The sequence below is a fragment of the Starkeya sp. ORNL1 genome (assembly GCF_012971745.1).
Classification (GTDB): domain Bacteria; phylum Pseudomonadota; class Alphaproteobacteria; order Rhizobiales; family Xanthobacteraceae; genus Ancylobacter.
The window spans coordinates 2,547,828-2,572,262 of sequence record NZ_CP048834.1 but is presented as its reverse complement, the minus strand read 5'-3'; the positions used below and the strand labels follow the sequence as shown (position 1 = coordinate 2,572,262).

Sequence of the window (24,435 nt, the reverse complement as noted above, 5' to 3'; positions counted from 1 at the left end):
GAATGGCGCGGGCGAACCTGCCTTGTAGCACATTCCATCCGGGAAAGTAATTGGCGGAAAAAAGAGCCGAGGGCGATTTTTCCCGCATTCGCGGCGAAAAAATACCGTCAATATTTCGGTCCGGTATCGCACCATGAATTGGCGAATGTCTACTTCGATAACGCGCGACGACCTGCGGAAATACAGAAATGACGGGCGCGCGCATTGACAATATGGCAGAATAACATTAGCTCTACGGTGTCCAGCCAGAGATTGGCTTTTGTCCTCACGGTTCGTCGCCGTGTGCATAGAAGGGAACGCGCCAGGACGGATGTACTCCGGCGCTCTCCTTCCTCCCGGTCGGCATGACGATCGACCGGGCTGGTCTGGACCGTTCAAATCCCAGGTTTCGCCCTGTCTTGCCGCGCGCTGTTTCATGAGCGCGTCCTCGGGCACGCAAAACTCGGACCCGAGGCCTCGCATTCGCGCGAGGCCGTGCACCAGGAGGCTGATATGCCCACAGGCGTCGTGAAATTCTACAATTCCAGCAAGGGTTTCGGTTTCGTTCAGCCGGACGAGGGCGGTCCCGACGTGTTCGTGCACGTCTCCGCGCTCGAAGCCGCCGGCATCCACTCGCTCAATGAGGGCCAGAAGCTCTCTTTCGAGGTGGTGGCCGACCGCGGCAAGACCAAGGCAGCGAACCTTCAGGTTCTCTGAGCTTCGGATTTCAGGCTGAGGCTCTTCGAGCCTCGGGTTGCTCGATGGCGAAGCCGGTTGCGGCCGGCTTTACTTTATCGGGATGGCGTCAATTGCTCGTCGCGGAGAGCTGGTCTTCGCGGGCGACGCGCTCGTACGCTTCCTTCTTGCTTTTGATCCGGTATGCCGGACCGGCGCCTTCAACCGGCAGAGCCTTCATAATTTCATATTCTCCGTCGGCCGCGAACGCAAAACCGCGGTCGAAATTGACCAATTGCCCAATTCTGAATTTGTGAGTTTTCATATCCAGACCTTATACGTGTTTTTCGTCGCCTGGAATTTTATTTTGTGATAATTAGGCTGCTAGGGTGGCTGGCGGACGAATTACTGACGCGTTGCGCGTGCGATGCGTGTTCAATCGAAAGGCCGGCTACCGTGATCTACGTTTTTGAATCCGAATCCCGCGAAGGCCTGTTCGCCTTTGCCGGCGAGCCTTCGGGAATCCATCTCCCGGAGCGCCACGGTCCATGGCGCGCCACGGTTGGCGAGGATGGCGAGACCGAGAAGGATCCGCACCTGTCACGCATCGATCGCAATGCGGTCGAGCAGGCGGTAAAGAAGGTCGGCTTCCAGCTCTGGCGCAAGAAGGTCGCATCCGAGGCGTAGTGCTGGAGAGCGCGCGCTTCCGCTGCCGAAAACTCCAGGAACCATCGTCCTTCCCCGGCCTTGTGCCGGGGATTTCGATTCATGACGCCATCTGCGTGCGCCTCCGAAATCGCGTGGATGCGTAGTCTCGCATTATCCGGGCTCCGCGAAGCTTGGACGCGCATGTCGCCAATATTCGGGCCCTGCAGTGCGCTGCCGAGCACGACGCGAAGGGTCGATCTCGGTGAAAATCAAGATGATCGAAGGCAGGAAAGCAGGGTAAGACACGTCGCGGCTTCCCTCTTAGCATTCGAGAGGCTCGATGAATCTGCGTATCGGCGAGGTCTCCGCGTCCGGCTATCGTTCGCTGCGCGGCATTCGCTTCCCGGTTGAGGATCTCACCGTGTTCGTCGGCGCCAATGGCGTCGGCAAGACCAATCTCTACCGCGCGCTCCAGCTGATCCAGTCGGCCGCCTCCGGTACTCTGTCGCGCGAACTTGCGGCTGAGGGCGGCATGGAGTCGGCGCTGTGGGCCGGCCGGCGCCAGGCCAGGGAGCCGGTGCGCATTCGCTTTGAAGTGTCGCTGCATCACGACGCCGGCGACTTTGGCTACAGCATCGAGATCGGCCTGCCGTTCAAGACCGCCGCCGCCTTCGCGTTCGAGCCGCAGGTGAAGGAGGAGACACTGACGCTGGCCACCGGCCGGCGGCCCCTCGTGCTCATGCAGCGGCGTGGGCCGAGCGTGACGGCGATGGACGATACCGGGCGCCGCCAGGAGATCGGCCTCAGCCTGATGGCGTCGGAGACCGCGCTCGGCAGCCTCGACGATCCCGGCCGCTTTCCGGATCTCCACCTGGTGCGCCGTACCCTGCGCGACTGGCGCTTCTATCACGAGCTGCGCACCGATCTCGCCTCCGCCTTGCGCCAGCCCTGCCTCGCGGTGACGACCCCGACGCTGGCCTCCGACGGATCGGACCTCGCCGCCGTGTTCGCCACGCTCACGCATATCCGACAGGACACGGTCGATCTCGATCGCGCCGTCGACGATGCCTTTCCCGGCGCGCGGCTCGAAGTGCCGGCGCCGGGGCGCACCGCAAGTTTCGGCATGCGCTTCCCCGATCATCCCGACCGGGTGTTCGAGACATCGGAACTCTCCGACGGCACGCTGCGCTATCTCGCATTGATGGGTGCGCTGCTCTCCTATCGGCTGCCCGCCTTGATCGCGCTGAACGAGCCGGAGACCAGCCTGCATCCCGACCTGATGGAGCCGCTGGCGCGCCTTATCGCCGCCGCCTCGCGCCGCACGCAGGTCTGGCTGGTGACGCATTCGCAGGCGCTAGCCAACGCGCTGGCCGCGAGCGGCGCGGTTCGGCCGCGCACGGTGCTGAAGCGGGATGGCGAGACCTGGATCGACGGGCTGCGGCGCTTCGGGCAGTTCGCCGAAGACGAGGACGATGAAGAGGAGGAGGCGTGAAGCGGGAGCACCTTGCCTCGCTTCCGCTGCACATAAGAGCAGCGGCCCGCAGGCCGCCGCCCCGTTCACCGCGCGCGTTCGCGCTTCACTGCACTGCCAGTCCCGGCAGTACTTGCACGCGCTGGATCGTCGGCGGGTCCCATTGCCCGGTCAATGCGTCGGGTTTCGGCGCATAGAGCCGCATGGTCAGGTTGAACGGCCCCTTCGGCGCCGGCAGCCAATTGGCTTCCTTGTCCTTGCCCGGGCTCTCATTCTGGAAATACAGCGTCAGCGTGCCGTCGGCGTCGGTGACAAAGGGCATCCAGCTGCTCACCGCGAAACGGTTCAGCGGGTTCGCCACCTGGAAGCCCTCATTGTCATAGAGCGTCACCGACCAGAAGGCGTTGACCGGCGGCGTGCGGCCGGGCGGGAAGGTGAGCGTGTACTGGTTGGCGCCGTCGAGCGGCTTGCCGTCGGCATCGGCGAGGTTCAGCGGATAGATGGCATCCTCCGGCAGGTTCGCCCCGAGCCCGAGCTGCGCCACGATGGCCCGCTTGAGATAGTAATTGCCGTACACGCCCATGGTGTCGGTGTTCATCGACCAGTAATTGGCGACGCGGGCGAGCGTCGGCACCTTCCAGGCCATCAGTCGCTGCCCGGCGGCGGGCGCGGCGTCGATCGCCTTCTTCACCTGCGGGTCGAGCCTGGAGGCATCGAAGCTCTTGCCCGGCTCGATGCCGAGCTGCTTCATCTGCGCGATGATCGGCTGGTCGGTGGCATGCGGCGGATGCAGCTTCAGGAGCTCGGCCGCGTAAGCGAAGTAGGCCGCTCCCGCCATGGTGTCGGCCTGGGTCTTGGGCGGTGTCTTGATGTCGACGCTCGGGTCGATCTTCTGCTCCACCTTGGGCGGCGCGCCCTTGCCCCATGCGGAGAGTGGGGTGATCGTGTAGCCGGCCTGCACCTTGTGCACGGCGTCATAGTCCGGAGGACCGTCGGTCTTGGTGCGGCCGATGATCCAGACATAGGGCGTGGTCGCGCCGATGCGGGTCACGCCGTCCGGCACCGTGCCGGTCCAGCCCGGCGGGGTCACGAGGAAATTGCCGGCCTTGGTCCCGGTGGTGCGCCAGCCCGGCGAGGCGAATACGTCGCTCCACATGTCGAGCATCGGCAGCAGATAATAGCGCCCGCCGGTGTCCGGCGCGGAGACCACCATCGGCTCCCTGGTCAAGTCGAGCCAGCCGGAGGAATAGAGCGTGTCGAAGTTCGGCCGCACCACGGCTCGCATATCCGCCGCCGGGAAGGCGGGGATATTGACGAAGGAGTTCATCGGCCCGCCTATGCCGGTGCCCGGCGGCGAATTGATGAGCTGCTTGCGCGTCAGGTCCATGGTGACCATGGGGTAGAAATAGACATAGGCATCGCGCGCCAATGTCGCGACATCCGGCCCCTCGGATGCGGACTGTGCATGTGCCGGCGGACCGGCAAGGCTGACCATGACCGCGGCGGCGATCGCCGCGGTTGCCCGCATAGGATAAAAATTCATTCCGCCCTCCCTGCACGCCCGTCGGTACGGCACGTCCACCAGCGCGGGACTGCCCTGGTCTGCTGCCTCAGGCGGGCGCCGGGCGAACCTTAATCTCCTTCATCGCACCGCTCCATCGAATCCGCGGCTGCAATTGCAGCGCGAACATGACGCCCCTGGGTTGTCATATTTCCGTAGCGGAATGTTCATCCAGCTGTCATCCGCGCCCGCTACGCCGATCCGGTCTTAACGAGGCTGGCGAGGAACCCCTGCATGGCGGCTGCGCTCGAACTCGACCGCGTGAGCAAGACCTACGGCGCCATGCGTGCCGTGGACAATGTCTCGCTCTCGATCGGGGAGGGCGAGCGCGTGGCGCTGATCGGCGCTTCCGGCTCCGGCAAGTCCACTCTCATCCGCATCGCCTCCGGTCTCGCGCTGGCCGACAAGGGCTCGGGCAAGGTCACCTCCTTCGGCGTGGGGGTGCAGGATAGCGGGCGGCTGTCGCGCGAGGTGCGCCGCGCCCGCCGCCATATCGGCCTGGTGTTCCAGCAATTCGCCCTGGTTGGCCGGCTCAGCGTGATGACCAATGTGCTGGTCGGTGCGCTCGGCCGCGTCAACGCTTTCCGCGGCACGTTCGGCTTCTGGAACGATGATGAGCGCCGCACTGCGCTTGCCGCGCTCGCCGAGGTCGGCATCCAGGCGCACGCGGGCAAGAAGGCCCGCGAGCTTTCCGGCGGCCAGCAGCAACGCGTCGCCATCGCCCGCGCCCTGGTGCAGGGCGCCAAGCTGGTGCTGGCCGATGAGCCCATCGCCTCGCTCGATCCGAAGTCGGCCAAGCGGGTGATGGACACGCTGGTGACGATGAGCCGCGACCATGGCATCGCGCTGGTCGTCTCGCTGCACCAGGTGGATTACGCCACCGCCTATTTCGACCGCGTGGTCGCGATGAATGCCGGGCGCGTCGTGTTCGACGGGCCGGCCAGCCGCATCGACGCGGCCTTCCTCACCGAACTCTACGGCGCCAGCGCCGAGGAACTCATTCTTCCCAGCCAGTTCGCGGTGTCGGGCGAAATCCCCGCCCGCGAGCCGGCGCACGTCTCGTGAACACCACTCGTCCTGGAACAGGAGCGACGATCATGAAGCGCCTTCTCGCCGCCGGCCTTGCGCTGGCTGCCCTCGCGGCCCCGCTGGCAGCGCCCGCCCGCGCCGCCGAAGAGATCAAGCAGCTGAATTTCGGCTTCATCTCCACCGAATCCTCGGCCAACCTCGCCAAGAGCTTCGAGCCCCTGCTGAAGGATCTCGAAAAGGCGATCGGCATCCCGGTGAAGCCGTTCTTCGTCGGCGACTATGCCGGCGTCATCGAAGGCATGCGCTTCAAGAAGGTCGATATCGGCTGGTTCGGCAACAAGTCGGCCATGGAAGCGGTTGATCGCGCCGATGGCGAAGTGTTCGTGCAGACCGCGAAGCCCGATGGCTCGCGCGGCTACTACGCGCTGATCGTCACCAATGCCGATCGCAGCGACATCAACAATCTGAAGGACGTGCTCGACTGCACGAAGGGCTATAATTTCGGCAATGGCGACCCGAACTCCACCTCGGGCTTCCTGGTGCCGAGCTATTATGTGTTCGCCCTGAACAATGTCGATCCGAACAAGTGCTACAAGCGCGTCGTCACCGGCAACCATGAGGGCAATCTGCTCGCGGTCGCCAACAAGCAGGTCGACTTCGCGACCAACAACACCGAGAACATGACCCGCCTGCAGCAGACCCGTCCGGAAGAAGCCAAGAAGATCAAGGAAGTGTGGCGCTCCCCGCTGATCGCCGGCGACCCGCTGGTGTGGCGCAAGGATCTCCCCGCCGACCTGAAGGCCAAGATCTACACCTTCTTCATGACCTATGGCCGCCTCGGCACCGACGAGGAAGTGGCGCATGCGCGTGAAGTCCTCGCCAAGACCTCCGACGGCTGGGGCCTGTTCGCCGCCTCCTCCAACGCTCAGCTGATCCCGATCCGCCAGCTCGAGCTGTTCAAGGTCAAGATCAAGACCCAGAACGACGACAAGCTCTCGGCCGAGGACAAGGCCAAGAAGCTGAAGGACATCGACGCCCAGCTCGCCGACCTCGAAGCCCAGGCGAAGAAGACCCCGACCATGTGATTGGCTTCTCGGGCCGGCCTGCGCCGGCTCGGGTTCCAAAAAGACGTCATCCCGGACGGCCGCAAGGCCGATCCGGGATCGCGTGCAGAATGGAGAGCGATCCCGGCTCTTCGCTTCTCTGCGGCCGGGATGACGACCTGACGGGATGAAGTTGCAAATGCTCCTCTCCGACGCCGCCCATCGTTCTGCCGCGCTCGCGACCCCGGCGCCGCCGGTGACGCCGCTCGGCACCCGGCTGATCCAGCTCGTCGGCGGCGCCGTCGCCATCGTCGTGCTGGTCTATTGCTGGTACGAGGCGGAGATGAACCCGGCCCAGCTGTGGCGCGATTCCGCCAACATGGCGACGCTCGGCGCCGACTTCATGCGACCGGACTTCTCGGACTGGGAACTCTACGCCGTCAATATGGTGGAGACGCTGGCGATCGCGGTGTGGGGCACGCTGCTCGCAGTCATCGTCGGCATCCCCTTCGGCATTCTGTGCGCCGACAACGTGGTGCCGCGCTGGGTGGCCTTCCCGGTACGCCGGCTGATGGACGCCTGCCGCGCCATCAATGAACTTGTCTTCGCGCTGATCTTCATCGCCGCGGTCGGCCTCGGCCCGTTCGCCGGCGTGCTGGCGCTGTGGGTGCACACCACCGGCATCATCGCCAAGCTGTTCTCGGAGGCGGTGGAGGCCATTGACCCCGCGCCGGTCGAGGGCATTCGCGGCACCGGTGGCAGCTGGCTGCAGGAAGTGGTCTATGGCGTGCTGCCGCAAGTGCTGCCGCTGTGGATCTCCTACGCGCTCTACCGTTTCGAATCGAACGTGCGCTCGGCGACCGTGCTCGGCATCGTCGGCGGCGGCGGCATCGGCATGACCTTCAACGAGACCATGCGCGGCTTCAACTACTCCCAGGCCTCCGCCATCCTCATCATGGTCATCGTCACGGTGTCGGTGCTTGACGTGGTGAGCCAGAACGTCCGCAAGCGGTTCATCTGACAGCGTTTTCCGTACCAGTGCCGACGCTTCGCCGGGATTCGCCTGCGCGCCCTTTCGCAAGCCGACCATCCTAACTGGCGACGCCCCGCAGCCGTGCCAGATTCCCTCACGGATATGTTCACTGCAATGGGGGAATAGCTGCAGTGCAGCATATCCGCGTGCGATTATATCGTTTGCGATCTAACGTTTCTCCGTCGAACGACGTGCCGCCTGGGTTGCCCGGCGCCCGAGAGGGTGCCGCTGGCAAGTTCCAGCGCTTCGGGGTTGGTCAGCCGTCATTCGGGCAATTCCGTCCGGACACCGGCCGATCAAGCGGCGCGCCCATCCCGGATGGAGAGTGACATGAAGAAGCTTCTCGTGGCCGGCATTGTGCTGGCCAGTTTCGGTTTTGCAGCCACCGCCGATGCCCATCGTGACGATTGGCAGATCAAAGATTGGTCGGATACCTTACACACTGTCCCCCCGCCTGCCGTGATGCAGCGCAAGATGGCCGGTGAGCCGGTGACCGAGGGCCGGAACGCCGCGGTCGCCACTCCGCACAAGCCAGCCACCGTCAAGGGCCACAACACGCACTGAGCTGTTATCCCGGCCGAATGCCTATCCCCCCGGAGCATTCGCCGGTAAGGGCGCGGGTCGCAGGACCCGCGCCCTTTTTCTTTGGCGGCGGCGGTGCTCTGCTTCAACATCCTTCGAGGCCCGGCCTTGCCGGGCACCCCCGCAGTTGGCCATGGGCCAACTGCTAGGGATGACGTCGCGTTTAAAAGAACCACGTCATCCTGAGGTGCGAGCGCAGCGAGCCTCGAAGGATGCTGAAGCAGAGCACCCCCGCCTCCCTTCCCGAAACCTCTCCAAAGCTTAATTTGCCGGCCATCCTCCCGCCGCGATTGCATCGGTTAAGCTCAAGGGATTGCGCCTGCACGCGCAGGCACCCCAGGGCCGGAGACCGGAGAGAATCCCGTGCAATCCATCAAGATCCTGCTCGCCGATGTCTGGCGGCTCTCCATTCCCTATTTCGTCGGCGAGGATCGCTGGGCCGGGCGCATATTGCTCGCCGCCGTCGTCGCACTTGAATTCGCCTGGGTGTACGTCACCGTTCTCCTGAACGAGTGGAACAACGCGTTCTATAATTCGCTGCAAGACAAGAATTACGACGCGTTCAAATATCAGCTCTGGCTGTTCACAGCCTATGCCACCGGCGCCATCATCGTCGCCGTCTACCAGATCTATCTGCGGCAATGGCTGCAGATACGCTGGCGCACCTGGATGACGGACAAGTATTTGCAGGCCTGGCTCGACGGCCAGACCCATTACCGCATGCGGCTGAAGGGCGATGTCGCCGACAACCCGGACCAGCGCATCGCCGAGGACATCAACAATTACATCTCGCAGACGGTCTCGATCTTCATCGGCATCCTCAATGCGGTGACGACGCTGGCCTCCTTCGCGGTGATCCTGTGGGGACTGTCGGGCGATTTTCGCTTTAACCTGTTCGGCAGCGAGATCGCCATTCCCGGCTATCTGGTCTGGGCCGCCTTCGCCTATGCCGCGCTCGGCACCTGGCTGACGCACCTGATCGGCCACGTGCTGGTGAAGCTGAATTACGACCAGCAGCGCTTCGAGGCGAACTACCGTGTCGACCTAGTGCGCGTGCGCGAGAACGGCGAGCAGATCGCATTGATGGAGGGCGAGCCGGTCGAGCGCACCCGCTTGCTCGATCGGTTCGGCTATATCATCCACAATTACTGGGGCATCATGATCGCCCAGAAGCGGCTGACCTGGTTCACCGCCGGCTATGGTCAGGCCTCCACCATCTTCCCCTATATCGTGGTGGCGCCGGCCTTCTTCACCGGCAATATCCAACTCGGCCAATTGATGCAGACCGCCTCGGCCTTCGACCGGGTGCAGGGCTCCTTCTCCTTCTTCATCAATGCCTACCAGACGCTCGCCGAATGGAAGTCGGTGGTTGACCGTCTTACCGGCTTCGAGAAGTCGGTCGAGGTGACCCAGGCGGAGACCCTCGCCACCGCCTTCCGCCGCGTACCGGCCGGGCACGGCGCGGCCTTCGCGGCGAACGATGTCGAGGTGCGGCTGCCCGACGGGCGCGCTTTGGTGGAGGTCGCGGGCCTGCGTGTCGCCGCGGGCGAAGCGGTGCTGATGACAGGGGCCTCCGGCACCGGCAAGTCGACGCTGCTGCGCGCGCTCTCCGGCATCTGGCCCTATGGCCATGGCGAAGTGGCGCTGGCGCCCGGCGCCAGCATGCTGACATTGCCGCAGCGGCCATACCTCCCGGTCGGCAGCCTGCGCGGTGCACTCGCCTATCCCGAGGCGATGATCAACTATTCCGACGAGACGCTGCGCGAGGCATTGGAGGCAGTGGGCCTTGCCGATCTCGCCGGGCGGCTCGACGAGACCGGCCTGTGGCCATCGATCCTGTCGGGCGGCGAACAGCAGCGGCTTGCCATCGCGCGCGCCATTCTGGCGAAGCCCGACGTGCTGCTGCTGGACGAGGCGACCTCGAACCTCGACGAGCCGGGCGAAACCGCGCTCTATGGCGTGCTGCGCCACCGCCTGCCGCAGACCGCGATCCTCTCCATCGGCCACCGCGCCAGCCTGCGCCCGCTGCACGACCGGCAGATCGTGCTGGAGCGCAGCGAGGACGGGCCAGCGCGACTGGAGGGCTCGGGTACCGGCGCGGAGCCGGTGCCGGCGTAGCGGCGTCCTGTTGCAGCATCCTTCGAGGCCCGGCTTTGCCGGGCACCTCAGGATGAGGTCCATCTAAAAAGCGACCTCATCCTGAGGCGCTCCGCGCAGCGGAGCCTCGAAGGATGCTCGCATCAGCGACGCCCACACATTGCCCGCTCGCCCGTCCCGTGCGATCCAGCCATAGGCGCACGGGGGAAGCGATGGCGGACGGCAACGGAGTGCGGCTCGGTGGCGGGCTGCCATGGCGGGCGGACATAGAGCGCGCCCGTATCCTCTGGTCTTCGCCGCTTTTGTGGCGCCGCCGCGGGGTGTTCCTGCTCGGCGCGGTGGCGGTCGGGCTGGTCTCGATCGGCTTCGCCTATGTCGCCGATGCCGCGCAGGATTATTACCACCGCCTGTTCGCCTGGAACGCCTACGCGCTGCTCCTCATCACACCCGCCACCTTCGCGCTGTTCGCCTATGCGACGAAGCGCTGGTTCGATGGCGCGCAGGGCAGCGGCATTCCGCAGGCTATCGCCGCGCGGCGCCACCAGGACGGCACGCTGGCCCGTAAGCTGCTCGCCCCGAACGTCACAATCGCCAAGGTGGTGATGACCACGCTGGCGCTCGCCGCCGGCGCCTCGATCGGCCGCGAGGGGCCCACCGTGCAGATCGGCGCCTGCATCATGTTCATGGTCGGCTCCTACGCCGGCATCGGCCGCCAACCGGGGCTGATCCTTGCCGGTTCGGCCGCGGGTATCGCCGGCGCGTTCAATGCGCCGCTTGCCGGCGTGCTGTTTGCCATCGAGGAGATGGCGCACTCCTATGATCGGCGGCTCTCCAGCCTGGTCGTTGCCTGCGTGGTGATCTCCGGCATCACCACGCTGCTGCTGGTCGGCAATTATGATTATTTCGGCGTCGTCAGCAGCAGCGCCAAAGGCTGGAGCCTGTGGATCGCCGTCGTGCTGTGCGCGCTCATCGGCGGGGCGATGGGGGCGGTGTTCTCGCGGCTGCTGGTGTTCCTCTCCATGGCGCCGCTGCGCTGGCTCAAATGGATGCGCGCCCGCCCTTTGCTCACCGGCGCGGTGTGCGGGCTGATCGTCGCGGTGCTCGCCATTGCGACCGGCGGCTTTGCCGGCGGCAGCGCCTATGCCGAAGCCAAGCTGCTGCTCCAGGGTGGTGCCGACCAGCCCTGGTGGTACGCCCCGGCCAAGCTGGCGGCGACGGTGCTGTCCTCGGCGAGCGGCATACCCGGCGGGCTGTTCTCACCCTCGCTGTCGATCGGCGCCAGCCTCGGCACCAATCTCGCCCAGCTCTTGCCGGGCGTCGATATCGGCGCGGTGGCGCTGCTCGGCATGGCCGCCTATTTCGCCGCGGTGGTGCAGGCCCCGCTCACCGCCTTCATCATCGTGCTGGAGATGACCGACGATGCCGGCATGACGGTGCCACTGATGGCGGTGACGCTGCTCGCCGCCGGCCTGTCGCGGCTGATCACGCCGGAGCCGCTCTATCACGCGCTGTCTTATGGCTTTGACGCGAAAGAAGAGTCGTCATCCCGGCCGGAGGCGAAGCCGTAGAGCCGGGATCGCGTGACGAAGGTGCGCCTCTTTCGGCGCGCGATCCCGGATCGGCCGCGAGCCCTAGCCGCTCGGATGGAACCATCCGAGCGATGAGCTAGTGCTCTCGTGCACTGGCCGGAGCATGTTCTGAATCGCAAAAGTCTTCCAACTTTTGCGGAACATGCTCTGGGCCGTCCGGGACGACGACATCGATCAGGGCAGCTTCGGAGCGTAGGTCTCCACCGGCTCGACCTTGTCGATCAGCCCATGGGCCTTCATGAACTCGCCGAACCGCTCATAGCGCTCGCTGTCCAGCGCTGCCGGGGCATGGGCGAAGCGGCGCAGCGTGTCGGCCCAGGCGGTCTTGTTCAATTCGTCGTCGAGCTTCGGGTTCGCCTTCACGAACACGCCCCACGCCTCGTCCGGATGGTTGAGGATGAAGATGGTGGCGTCCTCCACCGCAGCGAGGAACTTCTTCAGTCGCGGGTCGGCGATGAGATCCTTGTGGGTGATGTAGATCAGCTCGTCGAACACCGGCACGCCATGCTCTTCCGGGAAGAAGGCGGTGCCTTCCTTGCCCTCCAGCCTGATCTGGGTGAGTTCGAAATTGCGATAGGCGCCGATCACCGCATCGACCTTGCCGGCGACGAGCGCCGGGGAGAGCGCGAAATTGACGTTCACCATCGTGACATCCGTGGGCTTCAGCCCGGCGTCGGTCAGCATGGCGCCGAGCAGCGCATCCTCCAGCCCGGCCACCGAATAGCCAACGGTCTTGCCCTTGAGGTCGGCGATCTTCTTGATCGGCCCGTCCTTCAGCGCCACCAGCGCGGTGAGCGGGGTGGAGACCAGCGTGCCGAAGCGCACCAGCGGCAGGCCCTCCTTCACCGAGAGATAGAGGTTCGGCTGGTAGCCGACCGCGATCTCCGCCTGCTTGGCGGCGACGAGGCGCGGCGGCGCGGCAGGATCGGCCGGCGCTACCAGCGTCACATCGAGCCCGTGGGCGTCGAAAAAGCCCTTCTCCTTGGCGATGATCAGCGGGGCGTGGTCGGGATTGACGTACCAGTCGAGCAGCACGGTGAGCTTTTCGGCGGCCGCGGCCGGCGACAGCGAGACCGCGAGTGCAAGGCCGGCGGCGGCCAGGATCTTCGCCGGGATAAGGTTCTTCAGCATGGATCTCCTCCTGATGTGGAGACCCGAGACACGAGCTTTTGGGGGATCTTCCGGCCGCGGACGCAACGCGCCCCGGCCTTGGCTCCGTCCCTTCGCCGGCATGACCCGGATCAGGTTCAAAGGGTCTGGCTCACGCCATCTCAGCCTCTTGCGAGACACCCCTCGGACGGGTCGGACCGTAACAGAGGCGTCATGGAGCGGCAACCGCGAGGGGCGGCGCTCGGCTTGAGCATCCTTCGAGGCCCGGCTTCGCCGGGCACCTCAGGATGAGGTAGTTCTTTAAAATGCGACCTCATCCTGAGGTGCCGCCGCAGGCGGCCTCGAAGGATGTTCAAGCCGAGGAACCCCTACCGCCCCAGCGTCTCCGGCGCCCAGGGCACCAGCCGGGTCAGCGCCCGGTCCACGCAGGCGAACAGCACCAGCGCCACGGTGAGCAGGATGGCGAGTGCGGCGAACACCATGTCGGTCTGCATCCGCGCGTTCGAATAGAGCATGAGATAGCCGAGCCCGGCGGAGGAGCCGACCCATTCGCCGACCACGGCGCCGATCGGCGACACCGCGGTGGCGACCCGCAGGCCCGAGGCCAGCGCCGGCAGGCCGGCGGGGATGCGGATATAACGGAGGCTGGCCGTAGTGCCGGCGCCATAGAGCCGGGCGAGGTCGACCAGCCCCTGGTCGACGCGCGCCAGCCCGTCATGGAAGGCCGAGGCGACGGGAAAGAAGATGATCAGGCTCGCCATCACGATCTTCGAGGCGAGGCCGAAGCCGAACCAGATCACCAGCAGCGGGGCGATGGCGAACACCGGCAGCGCCTGCGCCACTAGCAGCACTGGCCTGAGCGCCCGCCGCGCGGTCGGCGAGGCCGCCATCAAGAGCGCGCAGCCAATGCCGAGCGCGGCGCCGCACAGCAGCCCGAGCAGCATCTCCCCCAGCGTGATGGCGGCGTTCTCCACCAGTATCGTGCGGTTGTCCCACAGCGCGGCGCCGATGCGAATGGGGCCGGGCAGGATATAGGCCGGCACGCCCATCACCCGCACCGCGGCTTCCCACAGGCCGAGCAAAACGAGGGCGGTGAGGAGCGGGCGGACGAGGTGGGCCATGGTACTTTCGCGCGGTTTCGACGACTTATAGCCGTCCCTCAGCCGTGGCGCGACCGGCGGCCTTGACCCCGATCAAGGCAGGCACAAGTTACCAGTGTAAAGTCGTATCGCAAGCGGCAGGTTCGGCAGCGATGGAGGACGGCATGTTCAAGGACATTCTCGTGCATCTGAAGGTCGGCGACGATGACGTCGACAGTGCGTCGGACTATGCGGTGTCGCTGGCGGCGGCGCTTGATGCGCACCTCACCGGCGTCGCCGGCAGCTTCGAGATCGACGTCCCCCAGATCTATACCGAAGCCTTCTCGACCGATTTCATCGAGACCCAGCGCCTCGAGGCACGCCGGCTCGCCGCCCAGGCCATCGACCGTTTCCAGGAAGCCGCCCGCTCGCTGGCCTTGACCGTCGATGTCGAGACCCTGGACGGCACCATTGGCGGCATTGCCGAGCAGATCGGCGTCATGGCGCGGCTGTATGATCTCACCGTGGTCAGCCAGCCCGATCCGGACCGCATGGGCTCGGACGAGATCGTGGCCGAGGCGGTGCTGTTCGATTCCGGCCGGGCGCTGCTGCTGGTGCCGCTCCACCAGCAGAAGCCATTCTCGGCGCGGCGTATCCTCGTCGCCTGGGACGGTAGCCGTACCGCCGCGCGGGCGGTCTCCGAGGCGCGCCCGCTGCTCGCGAAGGCCGATCTCGTCGAGGCGGTGATCGTCAAGACCGCACGCGGCAAGGCGCGGGACCTCGACGGTGCCGACATCGCCGAGCACCTGGCGCGGATCGGCAAGTCGGTGGAGCTGCGCCGCCTGGAGGCCGCCGCCGGCGAGCGCGTGGTCGACGTGCTGCTGAAGGAAGTGGCGGCGCGCGATATCGACCTGGTGGTGATGGGCGGCTACGGCCATTCGCGGCTGCGCGAATTCGTGCTTGGCGGCGTCACCCGCGACGTGCTCGATCGCATGACGGTGCCGGTGCTGATGGCGCACTGAGAACCTGGCCGAAAGCTCCAGTTGGCCCTCATCCCCGGACTTGATCCGGGGATCCAGTCCATCCGCGTGCACCTGGTCGAAGTCTGGATCCCCGGGTCAAGCCCGGGATGAGGGTGGAAAGGCAGCCCCTTCAACGGATAAGTCGAATTATCGGTCAAACTTGCTCCAGCGCTTGGATTCTCGGGACAGGCGCGGGGCACCCCTCATGCACCCTGCGCCATCTTTCCACTGTCGGTGAAGAACCGGTTCTCCGGCCGCGGCAGGCCGAGATGCTCGCGCAGCGTGGTGCCCTCATACTCGCGGCGGAACAGGCCGCGGCGTTGCAGTTCCGGCACCACCTTGTCGACGAAGTCGTCGAGGCCGCCGGGCAGATACGGGAACATCACGTTGAAGCCGTCGCTGCCCTCGCTCATCAGCCATTCCTCCATCTGGTCGGCGATGGTGGCGGGGGTGCCGACGAAGGCGAGGCCGGAATAGCCGCCAAGCCGCTGGGCGAGCTGGCGCACGGTGAGATGCTCACGCTGGGCGAGGTCGATCACCCGCTCGCGGGCGCTGCGGCTGGCATTGGTCTCGGGGATGTCGGGCAGCGGCCCGTCCGGATCGAAGCCGGAGGCATCATGGCCGAGCGCGATGGAGAGCGAGGCGATGGCGCTGTCATAATGCACCAGGCTGTCGAGCCTGGCGCGCTTGGCGCGGGCCTCCTCGACACTGTCGCCGACCACGACGAAGGCGCCGGGCAGGATCTTGAGGTGGTCGCGCGGGCGACCGAGCTTGTCGAGCCGGCCCTTCATATCGGCGTAGAAGGCCTTGCCGGCGGCGAGGTTCGGCGCTGCGGCGAAGATCGCCTCCGCGGTCTCGGCGGCGAGCTGGCGCCCGGCTTCCGAGGCGCCGGCCTGCACGATCACCGGCCAGCCCTGCACCGGCCGGGCGATGTTGAGCGGGCCGCGCACCGAGAAATACTTGCCCTTATGGGCGAGCGCATGCAGCCGCTCGGGGTCGAAATAGAGCCCGCTCGCAACGTCGCGGCTGAAGGCGTCGTCGGCGAAGCTGTCCCACAGCCCGGTCACCACATCATAGAATTCGCGGGCGCGGACATAGCGTTCGTCATGCTCCATATGGTCTTCGAGCCCGAAATTGAGCGCCGCGTCGGGGTTCGACGTCGTCACGATGTTCCAGCCCGCCCGGCCATCGCTGATATGGTCCAGCGAGGCGAAGCGGCGGGCGACATGGTAGGGCTCGTCGAACGTGGTCGAGGCGGTGGCGACCAGCCCGATGCGCTGTGTCGCCCCGGCGAGCGCGGAGAGCAGCGTGAACGGCTCGAACGAGGTCACGGTGTGGCTGCGCTTCAGCGCCTCCACCGGCATGTTCAGCACCGCGAGGTGGTCCGCCATGAAGAAGGCGTCGAACTTGCCGCGCTCGAGCGTCTGCGCAAGGCGGGTGAGGTGCTTGAGATTGAAATTGGCGTCGGGCCAGGCGCCGGGATAGCGCCAGGCGCCGGTATGGATGCTCACCGGGCGCATGAAGGCGCCGAGATGCAGTTGCTTGCTGCTGGCCATGAGGTGGTCCTCGATCTCCGAGTGGCGCACGCTTGGGGCGGCGCGGGCCGGGATGGTGTCTTGCGTTGCGGCTAGCCGAGCGCAGCCGGAGCGTGCCGTCCACCCACAACGGCGTGTGCCAGTATTGCGCTGCGGGCAGGGGTCAGGAGGCCGCTTTCGGGGTGCGGGTTAGGGTTTCCTTTCCCGCGAGCGGAACGACGCCGCGATTTCCGCCCGCAGCCTGCCCGCGGCCCGCCAGAAAGCTGCGGACTTTATCCATTCCAAGAGGAACTTCCGGACGGCGGCCACAAGGCTCATGACGTAGGCAAGCCAGCCGATCGTGAGGAGCTTCTCCCGACCTGCACTGTAGATGCGCTCGACGATGATGAAGCTTACCAGATGTGCCAGCGCGAGCGTAATGATCCCGAGCGAGACCGAGCCTCGTCCGATCCACAGCAAGGCGATCACCTTGAGGGGCTCGACAATGGCGAACGGGACGGCCAGTAGCGTGAGAATCGTAAAACGATGGCGCTCCGCAACCCAGTTCTCGAATGCCCTGGTCAGCCGCCACCTGGCCACTGTGCGGACAAGGGGCATGTAAATCGGCCGGGCGGCTTCATCCAGCAGGATGAAGACTGTGACGATGATCTCGAGGGGAAGGCGGAGGATACGGGAGAGCATCGGCCGTTGTAGCCTCCCGCAATCAAGCCGGCGACGGCCGGCTACCGCATCTCGATCGCCAAGCGGCGCGAGCTTTCCACGCTCCGGTGCGTCGGGGTGTTCGAGAAAACACGCTCCAGACCAACTCGTGCCGTCCATGATCAGCCGATTGTCGATCAAGTAAATAATCCCAAAGTATATCTGACGCGCCAACGTATAATGGACTCTCCGACCTTGAAGTCGATATGCGGCTCCTTCATGTGCCGTCAAGGCATGCTGAACTACTGGAGCAAGACATGAATATCATTTCACGCCGCCGGTTGCTGGCAGCGAGCGCCGCGGGAGGTCTCCTCACGGCAGCCACATATGCGAACGCGCAGTCGAATCCGCAGATCCACAGCGACCGGCCGCCCTTAGAGTCGGCCTCCGAGAGCACCTACGAAATGGCCGAAGCTTCCGTCTCATCACACACAATCGCGGTTGAGCACATTCGAATTTCGTCGGTGCGGCCGTTCGCAGAGGTTCGCCGAAAGCTTGAGGCAGCGGTGCCTAAGCTCGATGCAAGTATCTCCGAGGTCCTGCGCAGCGGTGACCAGAGAGCTGCGCAGGAGTACGAAGAGAAGGGACCGAAACTGTCGATCTTCCTTGAACGCGATCATGGCGCCTTGCTCCAGATTGCGGGCGGCAAGCGTAACGCAATCCAGTATGAAATCGGGAATCCCCTGACCGCCTCAAAGATGACTCGCTATCAACTCCCCGCCGCTCTCTATGCGCCGCTCCGAGTGGTTCTGTTCGAGGATGAGAACGGCAGGGGAATATTTGAATACGACAAGCCGTCGTCCTTCTTTGGCCAGTATGGCGATGAGCGCGTAACGGAGGTGGGTCGGTATCTCGACAACGCCCTGCAAGCTATCTTGCGTGATGCTGCCGGGTAACGAGTCCTGCTGGACACGGAGCACCCACAAGGGCGTGTGCCAGCATTGCGTGGCGGGCAGGGGTCAGCCGGCGGGCGCGCGCCCTCCCAGCAGCAGACTGAGGATTTCCTCCTTCACCGCGACGAAGTCCGGCGCGGCGCGTCGGCGCGGGCGCTCGGCCGGAATGTCGAAGATCCGCCGCACCCGGCCGGGCCGGGGATCCATCACCACGATGCGGTCGGACAGGAACACGGCCTCCTCGACATCATGGGTCACCATCACCACGGTGATGCCCTCATGCTCCCACAGCCGCAGCAACTCGTCCTGCAGATAGGAGCGGGTGAGCGAATCCAGCGCGCCGAGCGGCTCGTCGAGCAGCAGCAAACGCGGGCGCGGCGCAAGGCTGCGGGCGATGGCGGCGCGCTGCGACATGCCGCCGGAGAGCTGATGCGGATGGGCGTTCTCGAAGCCGGCGAGGCCGACCAGGCGGATCAGCTCGGCCACCCGCTCGCGCTTTTCGGCGTCGGTGCCCGGACGGCTGTTGAGGCTGAGCAGGATATTGTCGGTGACGCTCAGCCAGGGCAGCAGGCGATGGTCCTGGAACACGATGCCGCGGGTCAGGCTCGGCCGGGCGACCGGCACGCCGTCGACGGCAATGCTGCCACTGTCAGGCAGATCGAGCCCGGCGAGGAAGCGCAGCAGCGTCGACTTCCCGCAGCCGCTCGGCCCCACCAGGCTGATGAACTCACCGGGCCGCACGCTGAGCGAAACATCCGCCAGCGCCTCGACCTTGCCGCCGTCCACAATGAAGGTCTTGGAGACGCCGCGTATCTCGACCGAGCTGCGGCGCGGTGCGTTCTCGGCCGGCACGGGCCGTGTCGCTTCTAGTGCCTCGACCACGGCAATATCCTCCTTGAGAGCAGCACGATGGCGCGGTCGAGCGCGAGGCCGAGCAGCGCTAGCGAGACCACGCCGACGATCACCTTGTCCATGCGGGCATATTCGCGGGCGGCGGCGAGATAGGCGCCGAGCCCGTCGCCCATGCCGTTGATGTAGCCGGTGCCGATCAGATATTCGGCGCCGAAGGTGCCGAGCCAGGCGATATTGAGCGAGAGTTCGAGGCCGGACAGCAGCGCCGGGGTCGCCGCCGGCAGCACGATGCGCGTGAGCGTGGTCCAGCGGTCCAGTTCGAGCACGCGTCCGACCTCGCGATAGGGCGCCGGCACATTGTAGCAGCCGGCCTCCGCCGCCAGCGCCATCGGAAAGAAGGCGCCGATGGCGATGAGGGTGATCTTCATCACCTCGCCATTGCCGAACCAGGCGCTGAGCAGCGGGATCCAGGCGAACAGTGCGATCTGCCGGGCGCTGTTGATGGTGGGATCGGCGAGCCGCCGGGCGACGCCGGAGAGGCCGAGCGTGATCCCCACCAGCAGGCCGGCGGCGACGCCGATGCTCCAGCCGGCGAGCGCGCGCAGCAACGTCGCCGCCAGCGCGCCGGGCACCGAGCCGTCGGAAAAGCCTTCAATGGCCGTCGTGACCACCTGGGCCGGCGGAACCAGCAGCCGGCTATTGATCGCCCCCCCGGCGCTGAGCGCCGCCCACAGGCCGACCAACGCAAGCGGCAGTACCAAGCCGCGCCAGCGCGAGAGCGACAGGCCGGTCGCTGAGGGTTTCATGGTTCCCCCTCACTCGGCGCTGTGGAAGGACCAGCCGGTGGCCCGCTGCTGCAGCTTGAACAGGCCATGGTCGAGCGCCCAGCCGACCAGGCCGATCACCACCATGGTGGCGAACACCACATCGAGCTGAAACGACTTGCGGCCCCACATCATCAGATAGCCGATGCCGGCGGCCGAAGAGATCATCTCCACCAGGATCAGCGCCTTCCAGCCCTTGCTCAGCGCGAGGCGAAAGCCGGTGGCGACCGCCGGCAGCACCGCGGGCAGCACGACGTAGCGCAGCGTGGCGCGGTGATCGAGCTCCAGCACGCGGGCGACGTCGCGATACTTGTCGGGCAGCGCGCGGATGGCGTCGAAGGCATTGACCATCGGCGGCAGGAAGCAGGTCTTGGCGATCAGCACGATCTTCAGCGTCTCGCCAATGCCGAAGATCAGCATGAAGAACGGCAGCCAGCCAAGCGAGGGCACCAGGAAGATCGCCCGCACGGTGGGCGAGACATAGGCCTCGAAGCGGGGCGACACGCCGAAGGCGATGCCGAAGCCGAGGCCCAGCAGGCCGCCGGCGACAACGCCCGCGGCAACCCGGCCGAGGCTCACCGCCAGCTCGGAGAACAACTGCCCGGAGACGACGAGATCGACCAACGTCTGCCAGACGAGACCGGGCGCAGGCAGGATCTGCGGCGCCAGCACTTCCCAGCGCACCGCCAGCGACCACACCGCAACCAGCGCCGCCGGCAGCAGCAGCGCGATCAGGAGGGTGGATGCCCGGCGCCAGAGCGGGGCGAGCAGCCGCCCGGCATCGCTCAACAGCCGGCGGTCGTCGCCGAGCGCCAAGGCGGCGGTGAGCGGGGTTGCGCGCTCAATCCCGAGATCGGACATCGGCATTTCTCCTCATCGCCATCACAGGAAGGCACGGAGCTGGAAGGTCGGGTCTTCGTCCGCACCGGCGGCCTTGCCGCGGCGCCAGCCGAGCCCGCGCGCATAGGAGCCGAACAGGCCGCGCTCGGTGACGTGTTGCTCGGTGATTCCGGTCGGGCGCTCGGCATTCGGATGCACATAGAGCGCATCCACCGGGCAATAGATCTCGCACAGGAAGCAGGTCTGGCAGTCCTGCTGGCGGGCGATCACCGGCGCCGCCTCGGGCACCGCGTCAAACACGTTCGCCGGGCAGGCGCGCACGCATATATCGCAGGCGATGCAGCGCGTATCGGAGACCACCTCGATCATGATGCCGCCACGCGCCGGTCGTCGGCCTCGCCCGCTATTTCGGGCGCGACCATCACCTGGTCGAGCCCGCTTACGCCAAGGCGCAGCGTGAGCGCGGGGTCGAGCGCGGGATGGTCGGTGCGCCGGTGCATGCCGCGGCTTTCGGTGCGCACCAGCGCGGCGCTCAACGCCCAGCGCGCGGTGGCGAGCAGGGCGCCGGCCTCGCGCGCCCGCAACGCCGCGTGACCCTCGGCCGCCAGCCCGGCACGGGCATCGCGCCACAGCCCGTCAAGGCGATGGAGAGAGCGCTCCAGCGTGGGGGCCGCGCGGAAGAAGGCGCGGTCGATCGGCAGCATCTCCTCGCGCACCCCCCTCGCGAGATCGGCGCTCAGGGCCGCGCCGTCCGTTGCCTCGATGGCATTGGCGGTAGGCCTGAGCCCGATGGTGCCGAGCGGGCGCAGCCGGCGGCCCTGCCGGCGCCCGGCGCCCTCGGTAAAGCGGGCAGCGGCGCGCCCCGCCCAGCGCCCGCTGGCGATCGCCCAGGAGGCGTTGGGCCCGCCGCCGCCGGAGATGGCGCCGGTGAGGTCCTCGCGGCTCGCGGCGTCGCCGGCGGCGAACAGGCCGGGCACGCCGGTCCAGCCATTCTCGTCGGCGAGGCGGATGCCGCCGACGCCGCGCACCGTGCCCTCGCTGCGCAGCGTCACCTCGAAGCGCTGGGTGAAGGGGTCGAGCCCGATGCGGTCGAACGGCAGGAAGCAATTGGGCTGGCCGCGCCGCAGCCAGTCCTGGATCTGCGGCTCCGCCTTGTCGAGGCTGGCGAAGACCGGCCCGTTGAGCAGCGCCTGCGCCACCGCGAGATGGCGGTCGGCGCCGGTGTCGATGCCGTGGCCGTCGGCGTCGAAGAAGCTCGCCCAGCGATAGATCAGGCCCTTGTTGAGCGAAGAGTGCGCCGGGGCGACGCCATACTGGTTAGAGAATTCCATGCCGGAGAGGCTGGCGCCGGCCTCGGCCGCCATCAGATAGCCGTCGCCGGTAAGGCCGGTGGCGCCCAGCATGCGCTCGCCGAAGGCGCAGCCGCCGGTGCCGATGACCACGGCGCCGGCACGAATTTGCCAGGCGCGGCCGTTCTGCCGGTCCCACCCCGCGGCGCCGCCAATGCCGTCGCTGTCGCCGATGAGCTCCAGCGCCGGATGATGATCGAGCACGGTGACACCGAGCGTCAGCGCCCGGCGGCGCATGAAGCGCATATAGTCCGGGCCGCGCAGATTGGCGATGTAGAGCTCGCCACGCTCGTCATGCGGGAAGGGGTAGCCAGCGGCGCCGAGCTGGCGCAGCGTCTCGTGCGCGGTGTCGAGCACGCGCAGCGTCTGGCGCTGGTCGGACAGGCCGAAGGTGCGGGCGGCGCGGCGCTCCACGGCGGTGCGACGCGCCTCGCCCGGCGGCAGGCACCAGGTGCCGGTGTTGGACGGCGCGGTGGCGCCGCTGGTGCCGAAATAGCCCTTGTCCACCAGCACCACGCGCCGGCCAAGCTCGGCGGCCGAGACCGCCGCCCAGGCGCCCGCCGGCCCGCCGCCGAGCACCAGCACCTCGGTGTCGAGCTCCAGCGGCGCGGTGCGATCTGCCGTCTTGCTGCGGGAAAGCCTGGTGGACATTGCTGCTCTTGGACTGGCCACTCTTGGACTGAGGATGGTGCCCGCCCGGATCAGGCCGCCGCCGATCCTTCGACGGCCGGCTCATTGCCGGGGCGCCATTTGATGTTGCAGCCGATGGAGCGCACCTGCGTCTCTGCCGGTCGGCCGCCGGCCAGCAGCGCCACGACGGCGGCGCGCAGGTCCACGCCGGTCAACGGCTTGTCGTTCTTCGGCCGGCTGTCGTCGAACTGGCCGTGATAGGCGAGGCGCCGGTCGCGGTCATAGAGGAACAGGTCGGGCGTGCAGGCGGCGCCATAGGCGCGGGCGACCTCCTGGCCGGCATCTTTCAGATACGGGAAGCCATAGCCGGCCCGCGCCGCCTCAAGGCCGAGCGCGGCGAGGTTCTCGTCCGGGCGCGTGGCGTCGTCATTGGCGTTGATCGCCACCACGGCGAGGCCGCGATCGGCGAAGTCGCGGGCGAAGCGCGCGAACCCCTCGCTGATATGCACCACGAACGGGCAGGTGTTGGAGATGAACGCCACCAGCAAGGCCGGCGCGGCATCGAAATCACCCAGGCGATGCACGCGGCCATTGGTGTCGGGCAGCGCGAAGTCGGGCGCGGGCGCGCCGAGGCGAACGGGGTTGGCTTCGGTCAAGGGCATGTCGGGCTCCTTCGGATCGGATGCGGCGGCTCAGCTCTGCGGATTGCCCGAGGCATCGCGCGGCTTCCACACGCCCTCGATCTTCAGCTCCTTGATAGCGGCGTCGAGATAGCTGGGATCGACCCACTGGTTCACATCGAACGAGGCCTTGATCAGCTTGTTGTCGACCGCAAACTTCACGCCATTGGTGATGTTGGAGCGGTAGAAATCGTCCAGCAGCGGGTTCAGCCGGTCGGCCAGCTTGTCGCCGGCGAAATCCTTGGCGAGGGCGTCGCGCGGCACGCCGGTGAGCGCCCAGATGTCGAGCACGGCCTCGCGGTTCTTCTCATCCGAGGCGAAGGCGGCGGCTTCGACGAGGGCCTTCACCACGCGCCTTGTCGTCTCCGGGTATTTCTTGGCGAACTCCTCGGTGACGATGAAGGAGCCGAACAGGCTGCCCGGCGCCGGGCTGCCCTTGGTGGAATAGACCGTCTTCACCGTGCCGTTGTCGACCAGGGTCAGAAGGTTGTTGCCGCCGAGCACGGCATCGACATCGCCCGAGGAGACGGCGGACACCTGGTCTGCGCTCTGCAGGTCGAAGATGGTGACGTCCTTCTCGGTGAGGCCGCCCTGCGCCAGCACGCGGTTGAGCGCCAACTCGTTGATGGTGCCGCGCGAGACGGCGATCTTCTTGCCCTTGAGATCGGCCAGCTTCTCCACCTTGGCGTCCGGCCGGGCGACGAGATAGGAGGGGTTGGTGCCGTAGGAGGCCAGCACCTTGGTGCGCAACCCGGCGCCGCGGCCGACAATGTTCGGCAGGCCGCCATAATTGGCGAAGTCGGCCTGGCCATTGGCCAGCGCCTCATTGATCGCCGGGCCGGTGCCGCGCGGGAACTGCCACTCGATCTTCACGCCATCCTTGGCAAATTCCTTCTCCAGATATTCCTTGGCGCGCACCACGCCGATCACCGCCGAGCCATAGGGCTTGCCGGCGGCATTGCCCTGGCCGGCAAGGCGAATGACGGAGGGCGGCGTCTCGGCATGTGCGGGCAGCGAGGAGAGCGCGACCACCGCGGTCGCGGCGGCGATCAGGAGGGCGCGTAGGGCTTTTACCGGCGAGGCGTTGGACATGAGCGGGTTCCTGCGAAGGCGGTTCATCGGAAGCCCGGCGCCACGGCTCTGCGCAGGCGTGGTCCGGACGGGAATGTCCCCGTCATCATCCCTTCAAATTCGTCGAAGTCAACATTTTCTATA

General features: G+C 66.5%; 24 protein-coding genes and 1 riboswitch. Of the genes, 12 read left to right on the top strand and 12 right to left on the bottom strand.

What is annotated here, in order from left to right; all coding sequences use genetic code 11:
• The first annotated feature begins 492 nt into the window (after positions 1-492).
• From G3545_RS12380 to G3545_RS12365, 4 genes are all read left to right on the top strand, one after another.
• On the top strand, positions 493-696 hold the full coding sequence (locus tag G3545_RS12380) for a cold-shock protein (RefSeq protein ID WP_170012969.1): 204 nt from the start codon (positions 493-495) through the stop codon (positions 694-696).
• Between the two features lie 37 nt (positions 697-733).
• Complete coding sequence (locus G3545_RS12375; protein WP_170012967.1) at positions 734-1,027, top strand: hypothetical protein; 294 nt, start codon at positions 734-736, stop codon at positions 1,025-1,027.
• Positions 1,028-1,110: 83 nt separating this feature from the next.
• On the top strand, positions 1,111-1,341 hold the full coding sequence (locus tag G3545_RS12370) for a hypothetical protein (RefSeq protein ID WP_170012965.1): 231 nt from the start codon (positions 1,111-1,113) through the stop codon (positions 1,339-1,341).
• A 301-nt stretch (positions 1,342-1,642) separates the two neighbouring features.
• On the top strand, positions 1,643-2,794 hold the full coding sequence (locus tag G3545_RS12365) for an AAA family ATPase (protein WP_170012963.1): 1,152 nt from the start codon (positions 1,643-1,645) through the stop codon (positions 2,792-2,794).
• A gap of 85 nt (positions 2,795-2,879) precedes the next feature.
• Here the strand turns inward: G3545_RS12365 and G3545_RS12360 are convergent, their stop codons facing one another.
• Positions 2,880-4,316, bottom strand: a complete 1,437-nt coding sequence (locus tag G3545_RS12360; RefSeq protein WP_246702806.1) for a DUF1254 domain-containing protein — start codon at positions 4,314-4,316, stop codon at positions 2,880-2,882.
• 252 nt (positions 4,317-4,568) lie between these two features.
• On the opposite strand from G3545_RS12360, the gene phnC reads away from it, so the two are divergent.
• From phnC to G3545_RS12330, 6 genes are all read left to right on the top strand, one after another.
• Positions 4,569-5,399 (top strand): phosphonate ABC transporter ATP-binding protein, encoded by an 831-nt coding sequence (gene phnC, locus G3545_RS12355; protein ID WP_170012961.1) that lies wholly within the window; start codon positions 4,569-4,571, stop codon positions 5,397-5,399.
• Positions 5,400-5,431: 32 nt separating this feature from the next.
• A complete protein-coding gene (phnD, locus tag G3545_RS12350; protein WP_170012958.1) occupies positions 5,432-6,448 on the top strand; it encodes a phosphonate ABC transporter substrate-binding protein in 1,017 nt (338 codons plus the stop codon).
• A gap of 157 nt (positions 6,449-6,605) precedes the next feature.
• On the top strand, positions 6,606-7,427 hold the full coding sequence (gene phnE, locus G3545_RS12345; RefSeq protein WP_170012956.1) for a phosphonate ABC transporter, permease protein PhnE: 822 nt from the start codon (positions 6,606-6,608) through the stop codon (positions 7,425-7,427).
• Between the two features lie 342 nt (positions 7,428-7,769).
• Positions 7,770-8,003 (top strand): hypothetical protein, encoded by a 234-nt coding sequence (locus G3545_RS12340; RefSeq protein ID WP_170012954.1) that lies wholly within the window; start codon positions 7,770-7,772, stop codon positions 8,001-8,003.
• Positions 8,004-8,384: 381 nt separating this feature from the next.
• On the top strand, positions 8,385-10,139 hold the full coding sequence (locus G3545_RS12335; RefSeq protein WP_170012952.1) for an ABC transporter ATP-binding protein/permease: 1,755 nt from the start codon (positions 8,385-8,387) through the stop codon (positions 10,137-10,139).
• A gap of 191 nt (positions 10,140-10,330) precedes the next feature.
• Complete coding sequence (locus G3545_RS12330; RefSeq protein WP_170012950.1) at positions 10,331-11,686, top strand: chloride channel protein; 1,356 nt, start codon at positions 10,331-10,333, stop codon at positions 11,684-11,686.
• Positions 11,687-11,881: 195 nt separating this feature from the next.
• Here G3545_RS12330 and G3545_RS12325 read toward each other — a convergent pair whose 3' ends face one another.
• On the bottom strand, positions 11,882-12,838 hold the full coding sequence (locus tag G3545_RS12325) for an ABC transporter substrate-binding protein (RefSeq protein ID WP_170012948.1): 957 nt from the start codon (positions 12,836-12,838) through the stop codon (positions 11,882-11,884).
• 70 nt (positions 12,839-12,908) lie between these two features.
• A riboswitch (TPP riboswitch) is annotated at positions 12,909-13,011 on the bottom strand.
• Positions 13,012-13,185: 174 nt separating this feature from the next.
• Positions 13,186-13,938 (bottom strand): ABC transporter permease, encoded by a 753-nt coding sequence (locus G3545_RS12320; protein WP_170012946.1) that lies wholly within the window; start codon positions 13,936-13,938, stop codon positions 13,186-13,188.
• A 143-nt stretch (positions 13,939-14,081) separates the two neighbouring features.
• Here G3545_RS12320 and G3545_RS12315 point away from each other — a divergent pair, with 143 nt between their 5' ends.
• Complete coding sequence (locus G3545_RS12315; RefSeq protein ID WP_170012944.1) at positions 14,082-14,918, top strand: universal stress protein; 837 nt, start codon at positions 14,082-14,084, stop codon at positions 14,916-14,918.
• A gap of 203 nt (positions 14,919-15,121) precedes the next feature.
• Here G3545_RS12315 and G3545_RS12310 read toward each other — a convergent pair whose 3' ends face one another.
• Both G3545_RS12310 and G3545_RS12305 read right to left on the bottom strand, forming a co-directional pair.
• Entirely contained in the window at positions 15,122-16,474 is a 1,353-nt protein-coding gene (locus G3545_RS12310) for an LLM class flavin-dependent oxidoreductase (protein WP_170012942.1), read from the bottom strand.
• Between the two features lie 168 nt (positions 16,475-16,642).
• Positions 16,643-17,293 (bottom strand): hypothetical protein, encoded by a 651-nt coding sequence (locus G3545_RS12305; RefSeq protein WP_170012940.1) that lies wholly within the window; start codon positions 17,291-17,293, stop codon positions 16,643-16,645.
• Between the two features lie 116 nt (positions 17,294-17,409).
• On the opposite strand from G3545_RS12305, the gene G3545_RS12300 reads away from it, so the two are divergent.
• The gene (locus G3545_RS12300; RefSeq protein ID WP_246702805.1) at positions 17,410-18,048 is read left to right on the top strand and encodes a DUF302 domain-containing protein; all 639 of its coding nucleotides are present in this window, start codon (positions 17,410-17,412) and stop codon (positions 18,046-18,048) included.
• 63 nt (positions 18,049-18,111) lie between these two features.
• On the opposite strand, the gene G3545_RS12295 is transcribed toward G3545_RS12300, so the two are convergent.
• Genes G3545_RS12295 through G3545_RS12265 form a run of 7 tightly spaced genes read right to left on the bottom strand, consistent with a single transcriptional unit; the run spans position 18,112 to position 24,312 of the window.
• Positions 18,112-18,927, bottom strand: coding sequence for an ABC transporter ATP-binding protein (locus tag G3545_RS12295; RefSeq protein WP_246702804.1), 816 nt, complete (start codon positions 18,925-18,927; stop codon positions 18,112-18,114).
• Complete coding sequence (locus G3545_RS12290) at positions 18,912-19,703, bottom strand: ABC transporter permease (RefSeq protein ID WP_170012938.1); 792 nt, start codon at positions 19,701-19,703, stop codon at positions 18,912-18,914. The genes G3545_RS12295 and G3545_RS12290 overlap by 16 nt, the downstream gene beginning before the upstream one ends.
• Positions 19,704-19,712: 9 nt before the next feature.
• Positions 19,713-20,582 (bottom strand): ABC transporter permease, encoded by an 870-nt coding sequence (locus tag G3545_RS12285; protein WP_170012936.1) that lies wholly within the window; start codon positions 20,580-20,582, stop codon positions 19,713-19,715.
• A 21-nt stretch (positions 20,583-20,603) separates the two neighbouring features.
• Positions 20,604-20,930, bottom strand: coding sequence for a ferredoxin family protein (locus G3545_RS12280; RefSeq protein WP_170012934.1), 327 nt, complete (start codon positions 20,928-20,930; stop codon positions 20,604-20,606).
• Positions 20,927-22,561, bottom strand: a complete 1,635-nt coding sequence (locus tag G3545_RS12275; RefSeq protein ID WP_170012932.1) for an FAD-binding protein — start codon at positions 22,559-22,561, stop codon at positions 20,927-20,929. Before G3545_RS12275 ends, G3545_RS12280 begins: the two co-directional genes overlap by 4 nt.
• 50 nt (positions 22,562-22,611) lie before the next feature.
• Positions 22,612-23,202: a thioredoxin family protein gene (locus tag G3545_RS12270; protein WP_170012930.1), complete on the bottom strand. Its 591-nt coding sequence runs from the start codon at positions 23,200-23,202 to the stop codon at positions 22,612-22,614.
• A gap of 30 nt (positions 23,203-23,232) precedes the next feature.
• Positions 23,233-24,312 (bottom strand): ABC transporter substrate-binding protein, encoded by a 1,080-nt coding sequence (locus G3545_RS12265; RefSeq protein ID WP_170012928.1) that lies wholly within the window; start codon positions 24,310-24,312, stop codon positions 23,233-23,235.
• Positions 24,313-24,435 lie beyond the last annotated feature (123 nt).

Bases quoted from the DNA above. Each gene is read 5' to 3' on its own strand.
- G3545_RS12380 (WP_170012969.1), top strand. From the start codon at position 493: ATGCCCACAGGCGTCGTGAAATTCTACAATTCCAGCAAGGGTTTCGGT.
- G3545_RS12365 (WP_170012963.1), top strand. From the start codon at position 1,643: ATGAATCTGCGTATCGGCGAGGTCTCCGCGTCCGGCTATCGTTCGCTG.
- G3545_RS12360 (WP_246702806.1), bottom strand. From the start codon at position 4,316: ATGAATTTTTATCCTATGCGGGCAACCGCGGCGATCGCCGCCGCGGTC.
- phnC (WP_170012961.1), top strand. From the start codon at position 4,569: ATGGCGGCTGCGCTCGAACTCGACCGCGTGAGCAAGACCTACGGCGCC.
- phnD (WP_170012958.1), top strand. From the start codon at position 5,432: ATGAAGCGCCTTCTCGCCGCCGGCCTTGCGCTGGCTGCCCTCGCGGCC.
- phnE (WP_170012956.1), top strand. From the start codon at position 6,606: ATGCTCCTCTCCGACGCCGCCCATCGTTCTGCCGCGCTCGCGACCCCG.
- G3545_RS12340 (WP_170012954.1), top strand. From the start codon at position 7,770: ATGAAGAAGCTTCTCGTGGCCGGCATTGTGCTGGCCAGTTTCGGTTTT.
- G3545_RS12330 (WP_170012950.1), top strand. From the start codon at position 10,331: ATGGCGGACGGCAACGGAGTGCGGCTCGGTGGCGGGCTGCCATGGCGG.
- G3545_RS12325 (WP_170012948.1), bottom strand. From the start codon at position 12,838: ATGCTGAAGAACCTTATCCCGGCGAAGATCCTGGCCGCCGCCGGCCTT.
- G3545_RS12320 (WP_170012946.1), bottom strand. From the start codon at position 13,938: ATGGCCCACCTCGTCCGCCCGCTCCTCACCGCCCTCGTTTTGCTCGGC.
- G3545_RS12315 (WP_170012944.1), top strand. From the start codon at position 14,082: ATGTTCAAGGACATTCTCGTGCATCTGAAGGTCGGCGACGATGACGTC.
- G3545_RS12310 (WP_170012942.1), bottom strand. From the start codon at position 16,474: ATGGCCAGCAGCAAGCAACTGCATCTCGGCGCCTTCATGCGCCCGGTG.
- G3545_RS12300 (WP_246702805.1), top strand. From the start codon at position 17,410: ATGAATATCATTTCACGCCGCCGGTTGCTGGCAGCGAGCGCCGCGGGA.
- G3545_RS12290 (WP_170012938.1), bottom strand. From the start codon at position 19,703: ATGAAACCCTCAGCGACCGGCCTGTCGCTCTCGCGCTGGCGCGGCTTG.
- G3545_RS12285 (WP_170012936.1), bottom strand. From the start codon at position 20,582: ATGTCCGATCTCGGGATTGAGCGCGCAACCCCGCTCACCGCCGCCTTG.
- G3545_RS12280 (WP_170012934.1), bottom strand. From the start codon at position 20,930: ATGATCGAGGTGGTCTCCGATACGCGCTGCATCGCCTGCGATATATGC.
- G3545_RS12275 (WP_170012932.1), bottom strand. From the start codon at position 22,561: ATGTCCACCAGGCTTTCCCGCAGCAAGACGGCAGATCGCACCGCGCCG.
- G3545_RS12270 (WP_170012930.1), bottom strand. From the start codon at position 23,202: ATGCCCTTGACCGAAGCCAACCCCGTTCGCCTCGGCGCGCCCGCGCCC.
- G3545_RS12265 (WP_170012928.1), bottom strand. From the start codon at position 24,312: ATGTCCAACGCCTCGCCGGTAAAAGCCCTACGCGCCCTCCTGATCGCC.